Annotated in this window: 17 protein-coding genes; 10 read left to right on the top strand and 7 right to left on the bottom strand. The window is 74.5% G+C overall.

Annotated features, from left to right (window positions below; all coding sequences use genetic code 11):
• Positions 1 to 4: 4 nt before the first annotated feature.
• The 5 genes from ACFVXH_RS31450 to ACFVXH_RS31430 form a co-directional block, all read right to left on the bottom strand.
• On the bottom strand, positions 5 to 949 hold the full coding sequence (locus tag ACFVXH_RS31450) for an ABC transporter permease (RefSeq protein WP_387829266.1): 945 nt from the start codon (positions 947 to 949) through the stop codon (positions 5 to 7).
• Positions 950 to 969: 20 nt separating this feature from the next.
• Positions 970 to 2,556, bottom strand: coding sequence for an ABC transporter substrate-binding protein (locus ACFVXH_RS31445; RefSeq protein ID WP_387829264.1), 1,587 nt, complete (start codon positions 2,554 to 2,556; stop codon positions 970 to 972).
• 78 nt (positions 2,557 to 2,634) lie between these two features.
• Positions 2,635 to 3,873, bottom strand: coding sequence for an ROK family protein (locus tag ACFVXH_RS31440; RefSeq protein ID WP_387829262.1), 1,239 nt, complete (start codon positions 3,871 to 3,873; stop codon positions 2,635 to 2,637).
• Between the two features lie 38 nt (positions 3,874 to 3,911).
• A complete protein-coding gene (locus ACFVXH_RS31435) occupies positions 3,912 to 4,913 on the bottom strand; it encodes a TauD/TfdA dioxygenase family protein (RefSeq protein ID WP_387829260.1) in 1,002 nt (333 codons plus the stop codon).
• A 554-nt stretch (positions 4,914 to 5,467) separates the two neighbouring features.
• Positions 5,468 to 5,659 (bottom strand): hypothetical protein, encoded by a 192-nt coding sequence (locus ACFVXH_RS31430; protein ID WP_049656983.1) that lies wholly within the window; start codon positions 5,657 to 5,659, stop codon positions 5,468 to 5,470.
• 260 nt (positions 5,660 to 5,919) lie between these two features.
• On the opposite strand from ACFVXH_RS31430, the gene ACFVXH_RS31425 reads away from it, so the two are divergent.
• The gene (locus tag ACFVXH_RS31425) at positions 5,920 to 6,405 is read left to right on the top strand and encodes a cysteine/serine endopeptidase inhibitor (RefSeq protein ID WP_049656984.1); all 486 of its coding nucleotides are present in this window, start codon (positions 5,920 to 5,922) and stop codon (positions 6,403 to 6,405) included.
• Positions 6,406 to 6,489: 84 nt separating this feature from the next.
• On the opposite strand, the gene ACFVXH_RS31420 is transcribed toward ACFVXH_RS31425, so the two are convergent.
• Complete coding sequence (locus tag ACFVXH_RS31420; protein ID WP_387829258.1) at positions 6,490 to 7,398, bottom strand: LysR family transcriptional regulator; 909 nt, start codon at positions 7,396 to 7,398, stop codon at positions 6,490 to 6,492.
• A gap of 126 nt (positions 7,399 to 7,524) precedes the next feature.
• Here ACFVXH_RS31420 and ACFVXH_RS31415 point away from each other — a divergent pair, with 126 nt between their 5' ends.
• The 3 genes from ACFVXH_RS31415 (at position 7,525) to ACFVXH_RS31405 (ending at position 10,134) form a co-directional block, all read left to right on the top strand.
• On the top strand, positions 7,525 to 8,535 hold the full coding sequence (locus ACFVXH_RS31415) for an FAD-dependent oxidoreductase (RefSeq protein ID WP_387829256.1): 1,011 nt from the start codon (positions 7,525 to 7,527) through the stop codon (positions 8,533 to 8,535).
• Between the two features lie 227 nt (positions 8,536 to 8,762).
• Entirely contained in the window at positions 8,763 to 9,083 is a 321-nt protein-coding gene (locus ACFVXH_RS31410) for a hypothetical protein (protein ID WP_117486900.1), read from the top strand.
• A gap of 121 nt (positions 9,084 to 9,204) precedes the next feature.
• Complete coding sequence (locus ACFVXH_RS31405; RefSeq protein WP_074005251.1) at positions 9,205 to 10,134, top strand: aegerolysin family protein; 930 nt, start codon at positions 9,205 to 9,207, stop codon at positions 10,132 to 10,134.
• A gap of 128 nt (positions 10,135 to 10,262) precedes the next feature.
• Here ACFVXH_RS31405 and ACFVXH_RS31400 read toward each other — a convergent pair whose 3' ends face one another.
• Entirely contained in the window at positions 10,263 to 12,950 is a 2,688-nt protein-coding gene (locus ACFVXH_RS31400) for a LuxR C-terminal-related transcriptional regulator (RefSeq protein WP_387829253.1), read from the bottom strand.
• Between the two features lie 501 nt (positions 12,951 to 13,451).
• On the opposite strand from ACFVXH_RS31400, the gene ACFVXH_RS31395 reads away from it, so the two are divergent.
• The 6 genes from ACFVXH_RS31395 to ACFVXH_RS31370 all read left to right on the top strand — a co-directional run bounded on the left by ACFVXH_RS31395 (position 13,452) and on the right by ACFVXH_RS31370 (position 18,450).
• Positions 13,452 to 13,949 (top strand): flavoprotein, encoded by a 498-nt coding sequence (locus ACFVXH_RS31395; RefSeq protein ID WP_387829251.1) that lies wholly within the window; start codon positions 13,452 to 13,454, stop codon positions 13,947 to 13,949.
• Between the two features lie 107 nt (positions 13,950 to 14,056).
• On the top strand, positions 14,057 to 15,445 hold the full coding sequence (locus ACFVXH_RS31390) for an NAD(P)/FAD-dependent oxidoreductase (RefSeq protein ID WP_387829249.1): 1,389 nt from the start codon (positions 14,057 to 14,059) through the stop codon (positions 15,443 to 15,445).
• A gap of 266 nt (positions 15,446 to 15,711) precedes the next feature.
• On the top strand, positions 15,712 to 16,674 hold the full coding sequence (locus ACFVXH_RS31385; RefSeq protein WP_387829247.1) for a DUF6528 family protein: 963 nt from the start codon (positions 15,712 to 15,714) through the stop codon (positions 16,672 to 16,674).
• Positions 16,675 to 17,045: 371 nt separating this feature from the next.
• Complete coding sequence (locus tag ACFVXH_RS31380) at positions 17,046 to 17,243, top strand: hypothetical protein (protein WP_049657510.1); 198 nt, start codon at positions 17,046 to 17,048, stop codon at positions 17,241 to 17,243.
• Positions 17,240 to 17,818, top strand: coding sequence for an acyl-CoA thioesterase (locus ACFVXH_RS31375; RefSeq protein WP_387829245.1), 579 nt, complete (start codon positions 17,240 to 17,242; stop codon positions 17,816 to 17,818). Before ACFVXH_RS31380 ends, ACFVXH_RS31375 begins: the two co-directional genes overlap by 4 nt.
• Before the next feature lie 236 nt (positions 17,819 to 18,054).
• Positions 18,055 to 18,450 carry a DUF2267 domain-containing protein gene (locus ACFVXH_RS31370; protein ID WP_049660531.1) on the top strand — a complete coding sequence of 132 codons (396 nt, stop codon included), beginning with the start codon at positions 18,055 to 18,057 and terminating at the stop codon, positions 18,448 to 18,450.
• Positions 18,451 to 18,523: the final 73 nt, after the last annotated feature.

The raw sequence follows: 18,523 nt of genomic DNA, 5'->3' as shown, positions 1-18,523 counted from the left end.
CGGGTCACTCCCAGCGGATCCGGGGGTCGAGCCAGGTGTAGGCCAGGTCGGTGAGCAGTTGGACGGCCACGTAGACCGCGACCACGAGCAGCAGCAGGTCCTGCACCAGCGGGTAGTCCCGGCGTAGCACGCCCTGCTCGATCAGCTGGCCGAGGCCCGGCCAGGCGAAGATCCGTTCCACCAGGACGGCCCCGGCGACGAGGTGGCCGGTCTGGAGGCCGAGGACGGTGACGGCGGAGGGCAGCGCGTTGGGCAGGGCGTGCCGCCAGACGATCCGTCGCCGGGAGACGCCGAGCGCGGTCGCGGTGCGGACGTAGTCCTCGGCGAGGGCGCGTTCGATGCCGTCCTTGAGGTAGCGGGCCAGCACGGCGGCGCTGGGCAGGGCCAGGCAGAGGGCGGGCATCACCAGGTACTGGACGGCCAGGTCCGGTTCGGCGAGCAGGGACTCGTGCCCGCCGGCCGGGAGCAGTTCGAAGGAGACGGCGAACAGCAGGACCAGCAGGACGCCGGTGACGAACGGCGGGATCGCCAGCACACCGGTGGTGACGGCCTGGACGGCGGCGGCGACCGGGCCGCGCCTGGTGGTGGCGCCGACCACGCCCAGTGGCAGCGCGATCAGCACCACCAGCAGCAGGGCGCCGAGGGTGAGTTGGACGGTGGCGCCGAGGCCGTTGCCGATCAGGTCGGAGACCTGGCCGCCGATCGCGTAGCTCGGCCCGAGGTCGCCGCTCAGCAGGTGGCCGAGCCAGCCGACGTACTGGCCGAACAGCGGCTGGTCGAGCCCGAGTCGACCGCGGATGGCGGCGACGGTGGCGGGGGAGGCGTCCGGTCCGGCGAGTGTGGTGGCCGGGTCGCCGGGGATCAGCCGGAGGATGAGGAAGACCAGGAAGGAGGCGAGGGCGAGGACGAGCAGTCCGCTGGGGAGGCGTTTCAGGAGGAAGGTGCGCATGGGGTTCCGGGCCGTCCTGCTCAGGCCGTGAGGTAGGCGTCGTCGAGGTTGAGGTAGCCGAACTTGTTGAGCGTGACGCCCCGGGCCCGGCGGCCCGCGACCTCGACCAGTCCGGCGATGGCGAGGTCGATCACGAACTCCTCGTCCAGCAGCACGTCGGTGATCTGCTGGTGGAGGGCCCTGGCCTCGGGGCTGTCGCTGTCGCTGCGGTTCCAGGCGCGCTGCACCACGTCGGTGTAGGCGGGGGAGGCGAAGCGGGAGCTGTTCCTGGCCTCGTTGAAGGGGTAGGCGCTCACCGCGAGGGTGGCGGGCTGGAGTTGGGCGAAGCCGTGGCTGAGCGTCCACAGGGCGGGCATGGACTGGGAGATCAGCTGTTTCTGCATGGTCGGGGAGTCGGCGGGCTGGAGCACCGTCTCGATGCCGACCTGCCGGAGGTCGTACTGGAGGATCTGCGCGACGGCGGTCGGCCCGGCCTCGTTGGAGTGGGCGAAGGGCAGGGTGATGTGTTCGGCGCCCGCCTCCCGGAGCAGTGCCCGGGCCCGTTCCGGGTCGTGCCGGTAGTGGGTGGCGCCGGCCTCGGTGTAGGCCGGGGAGGACTTGGGCCAGGGCACCGAGGAGACGGTGCCGTAGCCGCCGAGGGCCTGTTGGACGAGCCGGTCGCGGTCGACGGCCCAGGCGATGGCCTGGCGGACGCGCTTGTCGCGGACGTGCTCGGCGGTGACGTCCACGCCGATGTAGTGGGCGCCGGAGCCGGTGTCGTACTGCTTGATCCGGAACCGCGGGTCGTCGACCAGGGTCGCGGCGTCCTTGCCGCGGACGTTGTAGGAGAGGTGGGTCTGGCCGGTCCTGAGCGAGGACAGCAGCGACTCCGCCTGCGGGATGATCCGGATCTCCACACCGTCGAGGTGGGGGCGGCCGGGGTTCCAGTACTGCTCGTTGCGGGCGAAGGAGAGCGAGGAGCCGGGCTTGCGCCCGGTGAGGGCGAACGGGCCGGTGCCGATCAGCCGGGTGCCGGTGACGGCGTCCTCGATGCTCTCCCGGTCCGGGACGATCATGAACTCGAAGAGGTCGAAGAGGTTGCTCACCGGGTGGGCGAGCACCAGGGTCAGCTCGAAGTCGCCGTTCCTGCGGAAGTCGGTGACGGCGGCGGCGGTGGACCTCAACTGGGCGGAGCGGGCCGGGTTCTGGAGGTTCCGGACGGCGAAGACGACGTCGTCGGCGGTGAACCGGCGGCCGCTGTGGAACAGCACGTCCTCGCGCAGCCTGAGGGTCACGTTCAGGCCGTCCGGCGAGACCTCCCAGGCGGTGGCGAGCTCGGGCTGCGGCCGGAGCCGGTCGTCGTACCGGGTGAGGGTGTTGAAGGCGAGGCGCTGGACGAGGGTGTTGGCGCTCACGGCGAAGAGCAGGCTCGGGGTGATGTCGATGCCGGTCGCGACGGTCAGCACGCCGCCCCGGCGCGGGGTGTCGGCGTCCACGGCACCGGCCGCGTTCCGGGCGTGCTCGACGGCCGAGCGGCAGCCCGCGAGCGTCAGCAGTCCGGCGCCGGCGAGGCCCGCGCGCAGCAGGGCGCGGCGGCTCGGGGCTGGGGGACGGGGGAGCGCGGTCATGGCGGTCCTTCGGGGGCGGCTGCGGGTGATCGGGGCGGTTTCGCGGGGTCGGGGGCGGTTTTCGCGGGATCGGGGCGGTTACGGGCGGCGGGTGGCGCGGGGTGCGGTGAGCGCGTGGACCGGCCGGGCGTACAGCTCGCCGAGCACCGGCGCTCCGGCGGCCACGGCGAGCACGTCCCGGCCGCGCGGCTGGGCGATCAGCAGGCCGGCGTCCCGGTGCAGGTGCGAGCGGAGCGCGAACTCGGTCCGGACGACGTCGAGATGGGCCGGGTCGAGGAGGGCGAAGGTCTCGGTCAGCACCACCAGGTCGGGGTTGACCACGTCGGCGAGCAGGGCGAGCGCGCGGCCGACGATCCTGGCCCGGTTGCGGACCAGCCGGCCGGCCGTCGGGTCGCCGCGCCGGACGGCGGCGATCAGCTGGGCCCGGTCCGGCCCGGCGGTGACCCCCTCGGCGGCGGCCGCCGCGAACAGCGCGGTGTCCGAGGCGGCCACCGAGAGACAGCCGAGCCGCCCGCAGTGGCAGCGCTCCCGGCTGTCCGCGTCCGGGTCGGTGACCGTCCCGGAGACCGGGAGGTGGCCGAGGTCGCCGGTGGCCGAGGGCGGGCCCAGGTGGACGGTGCCCGCGACCGCCAGCGCCGCGTCCACCACGTGGCCGACGAACAGTTGCACCATGCTGCGGCGGGCCGCCGGGTGGCCGAAGAGGATCTCCGCCAGGGTGAGCGCCCGGGCGTGGTTGTCCACCTGGACGGGCAGTCCGGTGGCGGCCGTCAGCAGCTCGCGCAGCGGCAGGTCCCGCCACCGCAGCGGATCGTGCCGGACGACCACCCCGGCCGCCGGGTCGACGGAGCCGCCGGTGACGGCGCCGAGGCCGACCACCGTACGGTCGCCGCGCAGGGTGTCGATCAGCCGGGGCAGCCGGGCCAGCAGCGGGCGCAGCAGGTCCGGGCCGGTCCGGCCGCGGTGCGGGAGCTCCTTGCGCCGCAGCACCCGGCCGCGCAGGTCGAGCAGCGCGACGGTGGTGAACGGCAGGCCGATGTGCAGCCCGGCCACGGCGAGGCGGTCCGGGTCGAGGTCGAGCGGCAGCTGGGGGCGGCCCAGGGTGCCGGTGCCGGCGGCCGCCAACTCGGGCCGCTCGTGCAGGAGTCCGAGCCGGACCAGGTCCACCGCCTGCCGGGAGACGGCCGAGGCGCTGAGCCCGGTGAGCGCGGCGACCCGGCTGCGAGCGATCGGCCCGTGGTCGAGCACCGTGCGCAGGACGGCGGAGGCGTTGGCGTCCCGGCGGTCGTCGCCGGCGCGCGGGGCGGTGGACGTGGTCATGGGCGCGGATCGTCTGCCGTGGTCCCTCGCGGCCCCGGTCAGTTGGCCGCTTCGAGCTCCTCGGCGGGCACCAGGCCCGGCACCCGCGGCGGGTCGGCGGGCTCCAGCAGCCGGCTCGGGGCGCCGTCCACGCCGACCGGCAGGTCGCCGTCCAGGGTGATCCGGCGCACCAGGCGCGGCTCGTCGCCGTAGTCGGCGACCGCGTAGTGCTGGGTGGCGCGGTTGTCCCAGATCGCCACGTCGCCGACCTGCCAGTCCCAGCGGACGGTGTTCTCCAGCCGCTCCACGTAGCGCTGGAAGAGGTCGATCAGGGCCTTGCTGTCGTCGCCCGAGACGCCCTGGACGCGCTGGGCGAAGGCGCCCAGCAGCAGGGTCTTCTCACCGGTCACCGGGTGGACCCGGACCACCGGGTGCTCGGTCCTGAAGGCGGTGGAGACGAACACGTCCCGGAACAGCCTGGCGACCTCGGCGTTGTCCGCCAGCTCGGGGCGCAGGGCGAGCCGGGCGGCGTAGTCGTAGTCGTTGGTGTGGACGGCGCGCAGGCTCTCGGCGAGTGTCTTCAGCGGGGCGGGCAGGTCCCGGTAGGCGGCCGCGGTGTTGGCCCAGACGGTGCTGCCGCCGGCCGGCGGGACCTCCAGGGAGCGCAGGATCGAGGCCTTGGGGTAGGACGGGACGAAGGTGACGTCGGTGTGCCAGTTGTTGGCGCGCACGCCCTTGGTGGCGTCCAGCTCGAAGATGTAGCGGCCGTCCGCGCTGGGCACGGTGGGGTGGCCGACCGGCTGCCCGAGCAGCCGGGCGAAGGCCTCCTGCCCGGCGTCGTCCAGGTGCTGCTGGCCGCGGAAGAAGAGCACCTTGTGCTCGTACAGGGCGGCCTCCAGGGCGGCGACGGTCCCGGCGGGGAGGTCGCCGCCGAGGCGTATGTCGTGCACGAGCGCGCCGATCCGGCCGGCGACGGGGGTGAGGCGGAGCGCGGTCGGGGCGGTGGCGTCGGCGGTGGTCGGTTCGGCGGGGGAGGCGGGCGAGGCGGGGGCGGTGGTCATGGCGGGGCCCTTTCGGGACGGGTGTGGCGACGGCGGATACGGCTACGCCGCGTGACGGACGGCGGGTGCGCGGAGCGGCGTCAGGCGGCGGTGGGCGTACGGCTCCGCACGGCGGGCAGCGGGCGTACGGGGGCGTGACGGTCCGCTTCGGCGGACGTCAGCGGGCGAGGGCGCCGCGACAACAGCGGCGCGGGCAGCGGCGGGGGACGGGGCGGACGACGGTGGCCATCGGCCCTCCTTCCTGGTCGCTGCGGATGGGCTCGGGCCTCATCGTGCTGAACCGCCCGGGCCCCTGTCAATCGTCATCTTGGCTGGTGGGAAAGGGCGTTGCCGCTTCGTTGCGGCGGCTTGCGGCCGTTTGCCGGGTGTTGCGGCGGATGACGGGGGGATGGCGGGCGCACTGCGGGCGGGGGTTCGGGCTTGTGGCCCGGGGGTGGGGTTACTAATTTTCGGAGCGGAAGTAATCCGGGCCGGCGCGGGCGGTTCCCGCCTCGGGGCCGACGCCTGCCCGGATACCGGTGCGGCTGTGACGTTCGGTGACGGCGGTGCGGTCGTTACTGCCCGAGCAGCCGGGCGAAGTCCAGCCCGAGACTGGCGAGGACGGGCAGGGCGCCGAGGTCGGTCACGCCGGCGACCGGGATGCTGTAGCCCTGGTTCACCTCGCGCGGCGCGGCGCCGGCGGTGACGGGGGCGGTGGTCGGGAGCAGGACGCTGCCGAGGAGCAGGGCGACGAGCGAGGTGCGCATCTGAGGGGGCCTCCGGTGGCTCGGGTGACGGCCTGTCAACACCCTCCGTGGCAGGGCGGTCACGCATCTTCGCCCCTTCGGCCGCATTGGTAAAGATTCTTGCCTTGTGTTCATGCCAACATCGCGGAGGTCTGGACCACCTTGCGGTCAGGCGCATACGTTTCCCCCACAAAGGCGTTCGGTCGGTGAACTTCCGTGCGAATGTGCCGACTTCTGCCTGTCATGCTCATGACCTTCACCGCAACCGAAGGGAACGAACCATGCGCGCCATCGGCAAGAACCTCAGGATCCTCGCGGGCGCTCCGCTCGCCGCGGCCGCCCTGATCGCCCTCACGGCCGGCTCCGCCAGCGCGGCGATACCGATCAACCAGCCCATGACCGGCAAGGCCACCTACTACACCGACGCCGGCTACGGCGCCTGCGGCACCCAGATCAACGCCTCCACCCAGATGCTGGTCGCCGTCTCGCACACCTGGTGGACCACCGCCAACCCGAACAACGACCCGGTCTGCAAGGGCATTTCGGTCAAGGTGACCTACCAGGGCAAGACCGTCACCGTCCCGGTGAAGGACCAGTGTCCCTCCTGCGACTCCACCCACATCGACCTCAGCCAGCCCGCCTTCGCCAAGCTGGCCCCGCTGGACAAGGGCGTCATCACCGGCCTGAGCTGGCAGTTCGTCAAGACCGGGCTCAAGGGCGAGACTGTCGAGCTCTCCGCCCCGGTCACCGGCTCCACCATCGGCTGAGCCGGCCCCGACGGCCGTGCCCGCCCCGCGGCATGACGGGGGCGGGCACGGTCTCTCCGCGTCCGGTCGTCCTCCTGCGTCCGGTCAGGCGCCCGCGGACCCCGCGAGCCCCGGGGCCATCGCCAGCAGCAGCTGGACGGCCGGGGGAGCCGTCCGCGGATCGTGGGCCAGCCCCAGGGTGACGGTCGGCACCGGAGCGGTCAGTCGGCGCAGGCAGACGCCGGGGATCCGGAACACCCGGGCCCGGCCCTCGGGGATGGGCGCGATGCCGTACCCCGCCGCCACCGCCAGCAGGAGCTGCTCGTCGTCCGGCTCCTCCCGCACGATCCGCGGCGACCGGCCCGGCCAGAGCTGCCCGGTGATCAGCGCGTGCATCCCGGGCCCGTTCTGGCGCGGCCAGAGCACCACCGGCTCGTCCGCGATCCGGTGCCGGCCGATCCGGGCCCGGGTGCGGGCGAGCGGATGGCCGGCCGGCACGGCGAGCAGCAGCTCCTCCTCGGCGACGATCCGGCAGTCGAGCCCGGGGACGTCCAGCGGCGGCCGGACGAACGCCGCGTCCAGCCGCCCGGCGAGCAGCTCGGCGACGTTGTGCGAGGTCCAACCGGTCTGCAGGGCGACGTCCAGCCGCGGGTAGCGGTTGCGGAACTCCGTCACCAGGGCGTCGCAGACCCCGCCCCGGGCGGAGCGGGTGTACGCCACCCGCAGCCGTCCCTCCCGCCCCTGGACCACCGCCGCGACCCGCTCCTCGGCCGCCGCCACCTCCCGCAGCACCCGCCGGGCCTCCTCGGCGACCGCGCGCCCGACCGGGGTCAGCGCGCAGCCCTTGGTGGTGCGCTCGACCAGCTCCACGCCCAGCTGCCGCTCCAGCGCCTTGACCTGCTGGCTCAGTGCCGGCTGCGCCACGTGCAGCCGGCGGGCGGCCCGGGTGAAGTTCAACTCCTCCGCCAGCACCGAGAAGTAGCGCATGCGCCGCAGATCCATCCGCAGATCCATCCGGCGATGATAAGGGCGGCTTATCGCTTCCGGACAGAACCGGTCTTGGACGGCGTCCGGCGCGAGCCGCTTTCCTGGTGAGGGCCGCCGGCACCCGGTGGGCGGTCTCCGAGGGAGGGGTTCGCGATGGACGGCACGACGGCCGGCACGGTGAACGGTGCGACGGGCGGCACGGTGGACGGCGTGATGGACGTCGTCGTGGTCGGGAGCGGGATCATCGGGCTCACCACGGCGATACGCCTGCAGGAGAAGGGACTTCGGGTCGTCGTGGTGACGGCCGACGGACTGCTGTCGACGACCTCGGCGGTGGCCGCCGCCGTCTGGTTCCCGGTCGCCACCGGCACCGGCGGCCGGGTGGCGGACTGGTCCGCGACGGCCTTCGCGGAGTTCGCCCGCCAGGCCGAGGAGGGCGTGCCCGGCGTCTCGATGCGCAGCACCCGCATGCTGGAGCACGAGCGGCAGTCGGCAGGCCAGCCCTGGTGGGGCGACGCCGTCCCCGACCTGCGCCGGCTGACGGCCGCCGAACGCGGGGCGGACTGCGCGGACGGCTGGTCGTTCACCGCGCCCGCCGTCGAGATGCCGCTCTACCTGCCGTGGCTGCTCGGCCGGTTCGTCGACAACGGCGGCGGGATCGTCCACCGCCGCCTCGACACCCTCGACCAGGCCCGCGCCTGGGCGCCCGTGGTCGTCAACGCCACCGGGATCGGCGCCCGGCAGCTCTGCGACGACCGGGCCGTGCACCCGATCCGGGGCCAGCTCGTCCTCGTCCGCAACCCCGGCCTGCCCACCTCGACCCGGATCCAGGACGACCCGGCCGGCTACACGTACATCCACCCCCGCAGCACCGACGTCGTCCTCGGCGGCACCTTCGAACCGGACGACTGGAACACCGTCGCCGATCCGGCCACCGCCGAGGCGATCCTCGCCCGCTGCACGGCCCGGATCCCCGCACTGCGCGAGGCCCGCGTCCTCGGCCACGTCGTCGGCCTGCGGCCCGCCCGCCACGGCGGTCCCCGCCTCGAGGCGGAGCCGGACGGCCGGACCGTCCACAACTACGGCCACGGGGGCGCCGGCGTCACGCTCAGCTGGGGCTGCGCCGACGCCGCGGCCGAACTGGCGGCCGCTGCGGCGAGCTGACCCCGTCGCGGGTGCGTACCGGCCCCCGAGCGCGCCGTCGCGGCGCGGCTCGGGGGCCTTCGGCCGGACGCCCACCGTGCCAAGTTCGCGGTTTTCCACGATGCCCGAGCGTGGTGGTCGGATGCCAGTCTGTGACTGCCACCGCACCCCGCAGCCGGGTCGGGGCGGGACCGATCGGCCCCGGGTGACCGGCTGTTCACGTGGAACGCCCAGAAGGGACACTTGTCATGAACAGGCGAATCGGAGCGGCCTCGCTCAGCGCGGCTCTCGCGGCCGCGGTTCTCGTCGGCGGTACCGCCCAGGCCTACGCCGCCGCGGCCTCCCCCGCCCCGGCGCACGCCGCGCCGGCGCCCGTCGCGGCGCCCGCCGTCCAGGAAGGCGCGTCGGCGCAGGCGCTCGACATCTGGCACTGGGTCGGCCGGTACAACTCCCAGTTCGCCGCCGAGGCCGCGTACTGGGTGCTGTACGGCCTCGGGAGCGCCATCGCGATGAGGATCGAGAAGATCTGGGACAACGGCGTGGAGACCTGGGAGCTCTACATCCAGTGAGTCTCCACAGCCAGTGAGTCACCCGGCGCCGGCATCCAGCCGCGGCGCCCCCCTCCGGACGGGACCAAGGCGAGCGTGACGCGTGTCCGCTCGTCCAGCCGAGAAGAGAGTTGGTAGACCCATGCAGCGTACGACCTCCATGACCGGTCTGGGCCGCACGGCCGCGGGCGCCCTCACCGCCGTGCTGATGGCGGCCGGAGCGGTCGCCCTCGCCCCGTCCGCGCAGGCCGCGGCCGGGCAGGACGGGCCGCAGGCCTCGGCGGCGCAGCGCCCGGCCGCCGAGAGCGCGGCGGCGAACGTGCCGCTGGTCGCCGCGGACCGTTCCACGAAGGTCACGCTCTCCAACGGCAGCGGGTCCGGCCTGACCAAGACGTGGGACAAGCTCGACCACGGCTGCTGGACGAACGACATGCTGCCGTCCGACTACATCCCCAACACGAAGTCCTCCAGCTGGCAGAGCGAGTCCTGCGGGTTCGCGACCGGGACCGAGGGCAACATCACCTACACGCTCGACAACGGCGGCGAGGTCAAGCTGCACTGGAACAACCCGTACTGGGGCAGCAACGACTACAGCTGCTCCGTCCCGGACGGGTACACCTGTTCCCGGAGCGGCGGCAGCGGGGACAACACCGCGGTCACCTTCAGCATAGGGCGCAGCCGGGCCAAGGCCGCCGCCGCGGAGATGCCCAGCCTGACCAGCGCCTCGCGGAGCACGAGCATCAACCTGACCAACAACTCGGGGAAGCTGCTCACCCGCTCCGGCGCGAGCCTGCAGTGGGGGATCTGGTCCGACAACATGATGCCGCCGTCGATGGTCCAGCCCGGTGTCACCGCGAAGTGGGCGAGCGAGTCCGAAGGCGTGATGACCGGCACCGAGGGTGAGGTCAGCTTCAACGTGGCCGGGGAGCAGAACCAGGTCAAGGTGCACTGGAACAACCCCTACTGGGGCAGCAACGGCTACAGCTGCGACGCGCCGGCCGGGTACAAGTGCACCTGGCAGGGCGGCAGTGGCGACAACGCCGCGGTCTCCTTCACCCTGTCGAAGTCCTGACGCCGAAGTCCTGACGCCGAGTCCTGACGCGGGATCCGGTGCCGGGGCCCTGATCGCGCTGGGCCGGGTCGAACCGGCCGCCCCCGCCCGGGTGCATCCGCGCCCGGGCGGGGGCGCGTCCGCGGCCGCTACCGCTCCAGCGCCGCCACCAGCTGGGTGCGCCGGGCGATCCGCAGCTTCCGGTAGGCGTTGGTGAGGTGGGTCTCCACGGTGCGGCGGGTGAGGCAGAGCGCGGAGGAGATCTGGGCGTTGGTGTGCCCCGCCGCCGCCAGTTCGGCCACGCGCCGTTCGGCGGGGCTCAGGGCGTGTCCGCCGTCCCGGTTCCGCACCCCGCCCTCGCGCAGCGCCTCCTCCGCCGCGCCGAGGAGACGGCCGACCGGGGCCGGTCCGCCGGTCTCCGGGGCGGGCCCGGCCAGCCGCAGGGCCACGGCGTGCGCCTCGCGCAGCGTGTCGCGGCCCTTGCGGCCGCTGCCCGCCTCGATGTGGGCCCGGCCGAGGTCGATCAGCACCTCCGCGAGTTCCACGGGCGCGGCGGCCGGCCTGAGCAGTTCGGCGCCCTCGGTCAGCGAGCACAGGGCCAGCCGGCCGCCCACGGCGGCGGCGTAGGCCCGCAGCGCCCGGCCGACGGTGCGCGGGGTGCCCCAGGTCCGGGCGTGGCGCAGTTCCTCCTCGGCGAGTTCGCGGGCTTCGTCCCGCCGTCCGAGCCGTACCAGGGCGTGCGCCGCTCCGGAGCGCCACGGCGTGGCGACCGGGCTGACGAAGTCGTGGGCGAGCTGGCCGGCTCCGCAGACCAGGTAGTCGTCGAGGGCGGCCTGCCAGTCGCCGTCCGCGGCGTGCAACAGGGCCCGGGTGTAGCTGAGTTCGTTCCACTCCCAGGAGCTGTCGCTGCCGGACGGGCCGACCAGGGCCACGGCCTCCCAGGCCGCGGAGCGCCGGCCGGTCTCGCGCCGGGCGGTCGCCACCATGGCGGCGAGGTGCGGCAGTCGGACGCCCTGTCCGGCGGTCGCCTCCACCAGGGGGGCGTTCTCGGCGATGACGCGGTCGAACTCCCCGGCCCAGAGCGCTGCTTCGGCCCGGACGCTGAGCAGGCACTGCAGGCCCACGTCGGTCAGGTCCGGGGGGACGGGCGGGGCGGGCAGGCACTGGCCGGTCAACTCCCGTGCCTCGTCCAGGCGGTCCGCCCACTGGAGCAGGGTGGCCGCGCTGCCGAGCCAGGCGGTCCGCAGCCGCGGGTCCACCGGCGCGGCCAGCCGCGGCCGGACCCGGTCGAGCACCTCGGCCGCCGAGCAGAGGCCGGCCCCGGCCTCGTACTCGGTGATCAGTCCGCACACCAGGGGCTCGATGGCGGGGGGTGCGGTCGGGGCGAGCGCGCGCAGGCCGGCGACGGCACCGCGCCAGGCGTCGTTGTCGTGCGAGGAGACGAGCGCGCCGAGCGTTCCCAGCACCTGGACGAGTTCGTCGTCGTCGGCGCCGCGACCGGCCCGGCGGAGGACCTCCAGCGCGGTGTCGGGATCCCGGCGCGCGACGTGGGCCGCGCAGAGGGCGGTGGCCGCGGTGGCCCGGTCCCGGAGGTCGGTGTGCAGTTCCAGTCCGGTGCGGAGCCGGCGGATGCCGGCGGTCGCGTTGTGCGGGAGCTCCAGGGCGCCGAGGCGCATGGTGAGGGCGGCCCGCCGGTCCGGATCGAGCGGGCCGCTCAGGGCGTGGCGCAGGTACGCGGCGGACTCCGCGACGTGACCGGCGCGCATCGCCTCCTCGGCGGCCTCGGACAGCGAGCGGGCCATCCACGCCTCGCCGGGCCGTTCGACCCGCAGGAGCCGGGAGGCCACGGCGGTCGCGGGCGCGCCGCTCTCGTCGAGCAGTTCCGCGACGCGGGTGTGCAGTGCGGCGATCTCCTCCGGCGCGGCGACGGCGAGGACGGCCTCCCGTGCGAGGGGGTGGTCCAGCAGCCTGCTGATGCGGCGCGCGGACCGCTCGCCCGGGGAGCGGGTGGCGGTGCAGAGGTCGGAGAGCTGGTGGAGCAGGCCGGGGCCGACGGGCATCCCGCCCTCGGCGGCGACGGCGAGGGCGAGGCAGGCGTGGCGTACGCAGGGGTCGGCCCGTCCCAGCCAGCGGGCGATCGTGTCGCGGAAGCGGCTGCGCGACGGGGTGGACGACGGGCGGGGGAGCGCCCCGTCGGCGAAGTCGGCGACGAGCGCCCGCACCAGGGCCGGGTTGCCGATGCCCGCCTCGACGCAGGCCACGGTGGAGCGCTGGTCCAGGCCGGCGTCCCGGGCGAGGCGGATGACGGCGGGGACGCTGAGCGCGGGGAGGGCGACGGCCGTGCCGGTGGCGGGCGGGAAGGGGGCCGGACCGGACGGGTCGGCGCGCTCGGTGAGCACCAGCAGGACGGGGATCTCGGCGATGCGGCGGGCGAGGTAGCCGAGCCAGCGCCGGGACGGCTCGTCGGCGTGGTGGAGGTCGTCGACCGCGAGCAGGACCGGCCGCTCGGCGGCGGACCGGGTCAGCCTGGTCACCAGCCCGTGGAACAGCCGTTGTTCGTCCGCTCCGGCCGCGACGGAGAAGGGCACGGCCTCGTCGTCCGCGAAGAGCTGGCGGACGAGCCCGAACGGGAACGCCGTCTCCTCCGGTACGCCGCGGGCGCGTCCGACGCGTACGGCGTCACCGTCGGCCTGCTGCCGGACGATCGCCTCCAGCGCGGCGGTCCGCCCCATGCCGGACACCGGTGCCGAGAGCAGGACCCAGCGTCCGCTGCCCGCCCGCGCCGCCGCCGCGGCCGCCGAGGCCGTGCCCAGCACCTCGTCGCGCTCCAAGAGCATGTGTTCCCCATCCTGTCGGTCCTGTTCGGCCGGTCCGGCGCGTGGTACCGGTCCGGGCCGTCCCCAGCGGTCCGGACAGGGGTTTCCGCGGTCGTCGGAGCCGTATTCCGCAGGAACATCGTGAACGATCTCTTTCCGGTTCGATCTTCACCCACGGGTGGCGCGAGGCGGCCGGTCGAAACGGAAAACGGCGTGATCATGCTCATGGCGAAGCTTGATCCCGACGCTACCGCCGGGTTCCCCGCAGGGCGCCCTGCCTGCGACGACGGCCGCACCCGGCCGCCCGGCCCGTCGGGCGCGGTCCCGGAGCGGAGCGACGGACGGGCAGCCGTGCCCACTCGGTTCGTCGGCGTACTGGTGGGGCCCGGCCAGGTTGTTCGAATACCGCTCGATTCCGTCGGGCGTCGACCGGGCGGGTGGAGCGGGCCACGGGGGCGGCTTACTGTTCGGGGGTCCGCAGGCGGGTCGAGAGCGAGCAGTCCGAGAGTGGGGAGGCCGAGGGTGTCCGAGACGACGAAGCCGGTGCTGTACGTCGTGGTGTGCGCGGCGGGGGTCGCGGGCGGGGTGGGGGAGCTCATCTCGGCCGCGCAGGAGCAGAACTGGGACGTGGGGGTGGTGGCGACGCCCCAGGCCATGGGGTTCATCGACGCCGAGGCGATCGAGGCGCGGACCGGGTACCCGATCCGCTCCGCCTGGCGGAAGCCGGGGGAGCCCCGGCCGCTGCCGGACCCGGACGCCCTCGTCGTGTCCCCCGCCACCTTCAACACGCTCAACAAGTGGGCCCTGGGCATCTCGGACACCCTGGCGCTGGGGATCCTCTGCGAGTCGTACGGCTGGGGTGTCCCAGTCGCCGTCCAGCCCTGCCTGAGCGCGGCGCAGGCGGCGCATCCGGCCTATGCGGACAGCCTGGCGAGGCTGCGGCGGATGGGGGTGCGGATCGCGGACTTCACGCCGGGCTCGTACGACTGGACGCGGGCCCTGGAGCTGCTGCGGGACTGACAGGGTGGCTGATCGGGCCCGGTGATCCTTGCAGTGTGGGGGGTGGCCCGGGCCGAACCCGCGGAGGTAGCGTCCGGGCAGGTCAGCGAGGGTACGGGAGGTTTCCGGTGGCGGCGGTCAACGGCGAGGTGTCGTTCTGGTACGCGGCGGACGGGGTGCCGGAGCCGGGCCCCGCGCTGCCCGGGGACCGGGACGTCGACGTGTGCGTGGTCGGCGGCGGGTACACCGGGCTCTGGACGGCCTACTACCTGAAGAAGGCCGACCCCGCCCTCCGGATCGCCGTCCTCGAACGGCGGTTCTGCGGCTACGGCGCCTCCGGGCGCAACGGCGGCTGGCTGTACAACGGCTTCGCGGGGCGTGGAGCCTTCGCCAGGCGGTACGGGCGGGAGCGCGCGGCCGCGATGCAGCGGGCGATGGACGAGGCGGTCGGGGAGGTCGTCGGCGTCGCCGGGGCCGAGCGGATCGACGCGGACATCGTTTGCGGCGGCGTCCTCGAAGTCGCCCGCAGCAAGCCGCAGTTGGAGCGCCTGCGGGCCCATGTCGAGGCCGAGCGGGCCTACGGCGAGGGCCGGGTCGAGCTGCTCGGCGCCAAGGAGGCGGCCGAGCGGATCAATGTCGCCGGCACCCTCGGCGGCTGCTGGACGCCGCACGGCGCCCGCATCCAGCCCGCCCGGCTCGCCCGCGGACTGGCCCGCACCGTCCGCGAGTTGGGCGTCGAGGTGTACGAGGGGACGGCGGTCACCGCGATCCTGCCCGGCAGCGGCTACCGCAAGCCCCGCGCCGTCACCCCGTACGGCACCGTCACCGCCGACCACGTGCTGCGCGCCACCGAGGGGTTCACCGCCGGGCTGCGCGGCGAGAAGCGCACCTGGCTGCCGATGAACTCCGCGATGGTCGCCACCGAGCCGCTGCCCGCCGAGTTCTGGGCGGAGGCCGGCTGGGAGGGCCGCGAGGTGCTGGGCGACTTCGCGCACGCCTACATGTACGCGCAGCGCACCGCCGACGACCGGATCGCGCTCGGCGGGCGGGGCGTGCCCTACCGGTTCGGCTCGCGGACGGACTCGGACGGCAGCACCCAGGTGGAGACGGTGCGCCAGCTCCGGGCCGTCCTCGACCGGTTCTTCCCGGCCGCCGCGCAGGCCCGGATCGACCACGCCTGGGCGGGCGTGCTCGGCGTCCCCCGGGACTGGTGCGCCACCGTGGAGCTGGACCGGGTGAGCGGGCTCGGCTGGGCCGGCGGGTACGTCGGCAGCGGGGTGACCACCACCAACCTGGCCGGCCGCACCCTGCGGGACCTGGTGCTCGGCCGGGACACCGAGCTGACCCGGCTGCCCTGGGTGGGCCACACCGTGCGGCGCTGGGAGCCGGAGCCGCTGCGCTGGCTCGGGGTGCACGCGATGTACGCCGCGTACCACGCCGCCGACCGGCAGGAGGCGGCCGGGCGGGCCACCACCTCGCCGATCGCCCGGGTCGCGGACCTGGTCGCCGGGCGCTGAGCCCACGGGGCCGGGCCTCCGGGCGCCGGGCCTCGGGCCTTCGGGAAACCGGGTGTTGAACGGGTGCGGGCGGCACCGGGTTGACGGTCCGGCGGCGTGCCGACCCGGTGCGACGGCCGCCGGTGCGGTCGTCCCGCCAGGATGTCCGGATGACAGTGAACGAGGCGGACCCGCCGCCGGCGCCGCGCGATCCACGGCCGTCGCTTCGATCGTCCGTTCGGACGTGCCGCCGAGCGGAGTCGGCCCGCAGCACCCACGGTGAAGGCGTGCTGAGGAGAACACTGCCGGCCCTCGCGGTCGCCCTGCTGCTCTGCGCGCCGACGAGCGGCGCGTGGGCCAGGTCGCCGGGCCGGCAGGTGGCGGTCGTGGACCAGGCCTCGCGCAGCGTGCTGGTGTTGCAGAGCGCCGAGGAGCTGATGGCCTACCGCGGCCCGGGCCGACTGCCCGTCGTGTGGGGCTGGAGTGCCGACCGCGCACCGGAGTTGACGGATCTGGCGCCCGCGCGCAGCTGGACCGACCCGGACGAGGCCAAGTCCCGGATCCGGCAGGGGCGGCGCTTCCTGCTGACCACCGCCTCCGGCGGGCTGGCCGCCGTCGTGGAGACCACCACCGGCCGCGTCCACTGGGCGACGGACCTCGGGACGGCCGCCAACCCGCACAGCATCGAGCTGCTGCCGGACGGCAACGTGGCCGTGGCGGCGAGCGCGGGCGGCTGGGTGCGGCTGTACGCGGCCTCGCAGGGCCCGCGGGCCGCGGCGTACGCGGAGTTCCCGCTGCCCGGTGCGCACGGGGTGCACTGGGACGCGCGGACCGGCCTGCTCTGGGTGCTCGGCGACACGGCGCTGACCGCGCTGCGGGTCGGCGGCACCCCGGCCGCGCCCGCCCTCACCGTCGTGCGGAGCAGCCCGCTGCCCGACCGCGGCGGGCACGACCTGGCGCCCGTCCTGGCGGATCCCGGGCGGTTCTGGGTGGCCACGCTGACCGGCCTGTGGCGCTTCGACCCGGCCACCGACCGCTTCACCGCCGTGCACCTGGCCGATCCGGCCGCCGAGCGGGACCTCAAGAGCGTCGGCGACGAACCCGGCACCGGCCGGTTGCTCACGGTGGCGCCCGAACACGAGGCGCCGTGCGACTGGTGCACGTCGGTGATCACCCTGCACCGGCCGGAGGGGACGCGGTCGCTGCGGGGCTCGCACCTGTACAAGGCGAGGTGGTGGAGCGTCTGGTAGCAGATTTCGTTCCCCGAGGAGTCGATCCGGGGCCGCGCGTCGTGGATACCACTCGAATTGCGGACGGCATTCGACTGATGGGGCATATTGTGTACACCGACAAACTACTCCGATGGAGGTCAGTTTTCCGTCGCGGTCGGCAAACCATCCGTCGACCCCCGTCGGCTGGGATAGCGTCGTGGGGTCGGGGGGTCGACACCGATCCGGTGCATTCGAACGCTAGCTACTGGGCCGTAATGGCCGAATGAGTCATGGAGAAAATCATGCGGAATTTCCCTGCGGAAAACCGGCCAGACGGAGTCGACGACCTTCAACTCGCGATGGAATCACTGGCCGCCTTCCCGTCCCGGAACGCAGGGAGCGGGGCGGATGTGACCGAGCGGCTCGCGGCCGTCCACGATCTGTGCCGCGCGGTCGACGCGGTGCTGGACAGCCTGGTCGTCCAGGCCGCCGCCGAGGCGGCCGAGGAGGGTTGGACCGCGGCCCGGATGGCGGCCGAACACTCCGGCTACTACGCCAGGTTGCAGCGCGCGCTGCTCCCCGCCGGTGCCGGGCTGACCCGGCAGTGAGCGCGGTGCTGCCGGGCGTGCACGTGCTGTCCTGCCCCACCCGGTGGAGCGACGTCGACGAGAACGGGCACATCAACAACGCCCGTCTGGTCGGCTACATCCAGGAGGGGATTTACGACCTGTTCTGCCACCACGAAACCGCCGTCCGGGAGTCGCTGTTCCCGTCCGGGTTCATTATCGCCAGGCACGAGATCGACTACCTGGAGCAGTTGCACCACCGGCCCGAGCCGCTCTCGGTGGTGCTCACCGTGGAACGGCTCGGACGGAGTTCCGCCCAGGTCGAGGTGAATGTCTGCCGGGACCGGCTCACCTTTATGCGGGCGCGGACCGTGGTGGTCGCCCGGGATCGCGAATCCGGCCGCTCGCGGGCGCTGAGCCCGGCGGAACGGATCTTTCTCTCGGCGTTTATGCCGGACCCGGCCCGGGCCCAGGCGGTCCTGGCGGCCACCACGGTGACCGCGGCGGCAGCGGTGAGCGCGGCGCCCCCGGCGCAGCGCGTGGCGGCCGGCCCGGCCACCGGCGGGCTGCTGCCGTCCCGGCGGCCGCGCAGGCGGTGCCACGCCTCGGCGCGGTGAGCGGCGCGGCGGGCGGTGCGGTGAACAGTGCGGTGGACCGCAGGACGGACCGTTGCCCCGGGGCGGCGGCGTGATCGACGGCGGCGGCCGGTTCCGAAGGCGCCGGGGCGAGTTACGCTGAGCAGCACGGGCACCGGTACGTCCCACGGCGGTCACGGACCGCGATCCCCGTCCTGGCCCAGGGCGAGCGCGCCGCCGTCGGTCCGGCCGAGCCCGCCGACCGGAAGGAGGACGCGATGACCATCTCCTGGGAGGACTTCCTCGCCCGCGTCGTGGAGCGCGGCGAGTACCGGGGCGCGGCCGAGGCGGACCACGCCACCCGGGTCGTGCTGGCCCTGCTCGGCGAGCACCTGGTGGGGTCCGAGCGGGGCGAACTCGCCGACGCGCTGCCCGAGACCTACGCCTCGCTGCTGCGCGACGCCCAGCCCGCGGCCGAACCGCTGACCGCCGAGCGCTTCGTGCAGGCCGTGGTGGGGTGGATCGACGGGGCGACCCCGGCGACGGCGCAGTGGGACATCGGGGCCGTGCTCAGCGCCGTCGCCGACCTCGTCCCCGGCGAGCTGCTGGACCAGGTGATCGAGCAACTCCCGGACGGCTACGACCTGCTGTTCGGCCACCCGGCACCGGCCTGAGCCCGCGGCCGGTTCTGCCGCCTGAGCCCGCGGCGGGTGCCCGCCGCCTGAGTCTGCCGCCCGCGGCCTCGGC

Origin of the sequence: Kitasatospora sp. NPDC058184 (assembly GCF_042883725.1) — a bacterium.
GTDB lineage: Bacteria > Actinomycetota > Actinomycetes > Streptomycetales > Streptomycetaceae > Kitasatospora.
Note: the sequence above shows the minus strand (reverse complement) of the source record. Positions and strands in the feature narration are given on the sequence as shown.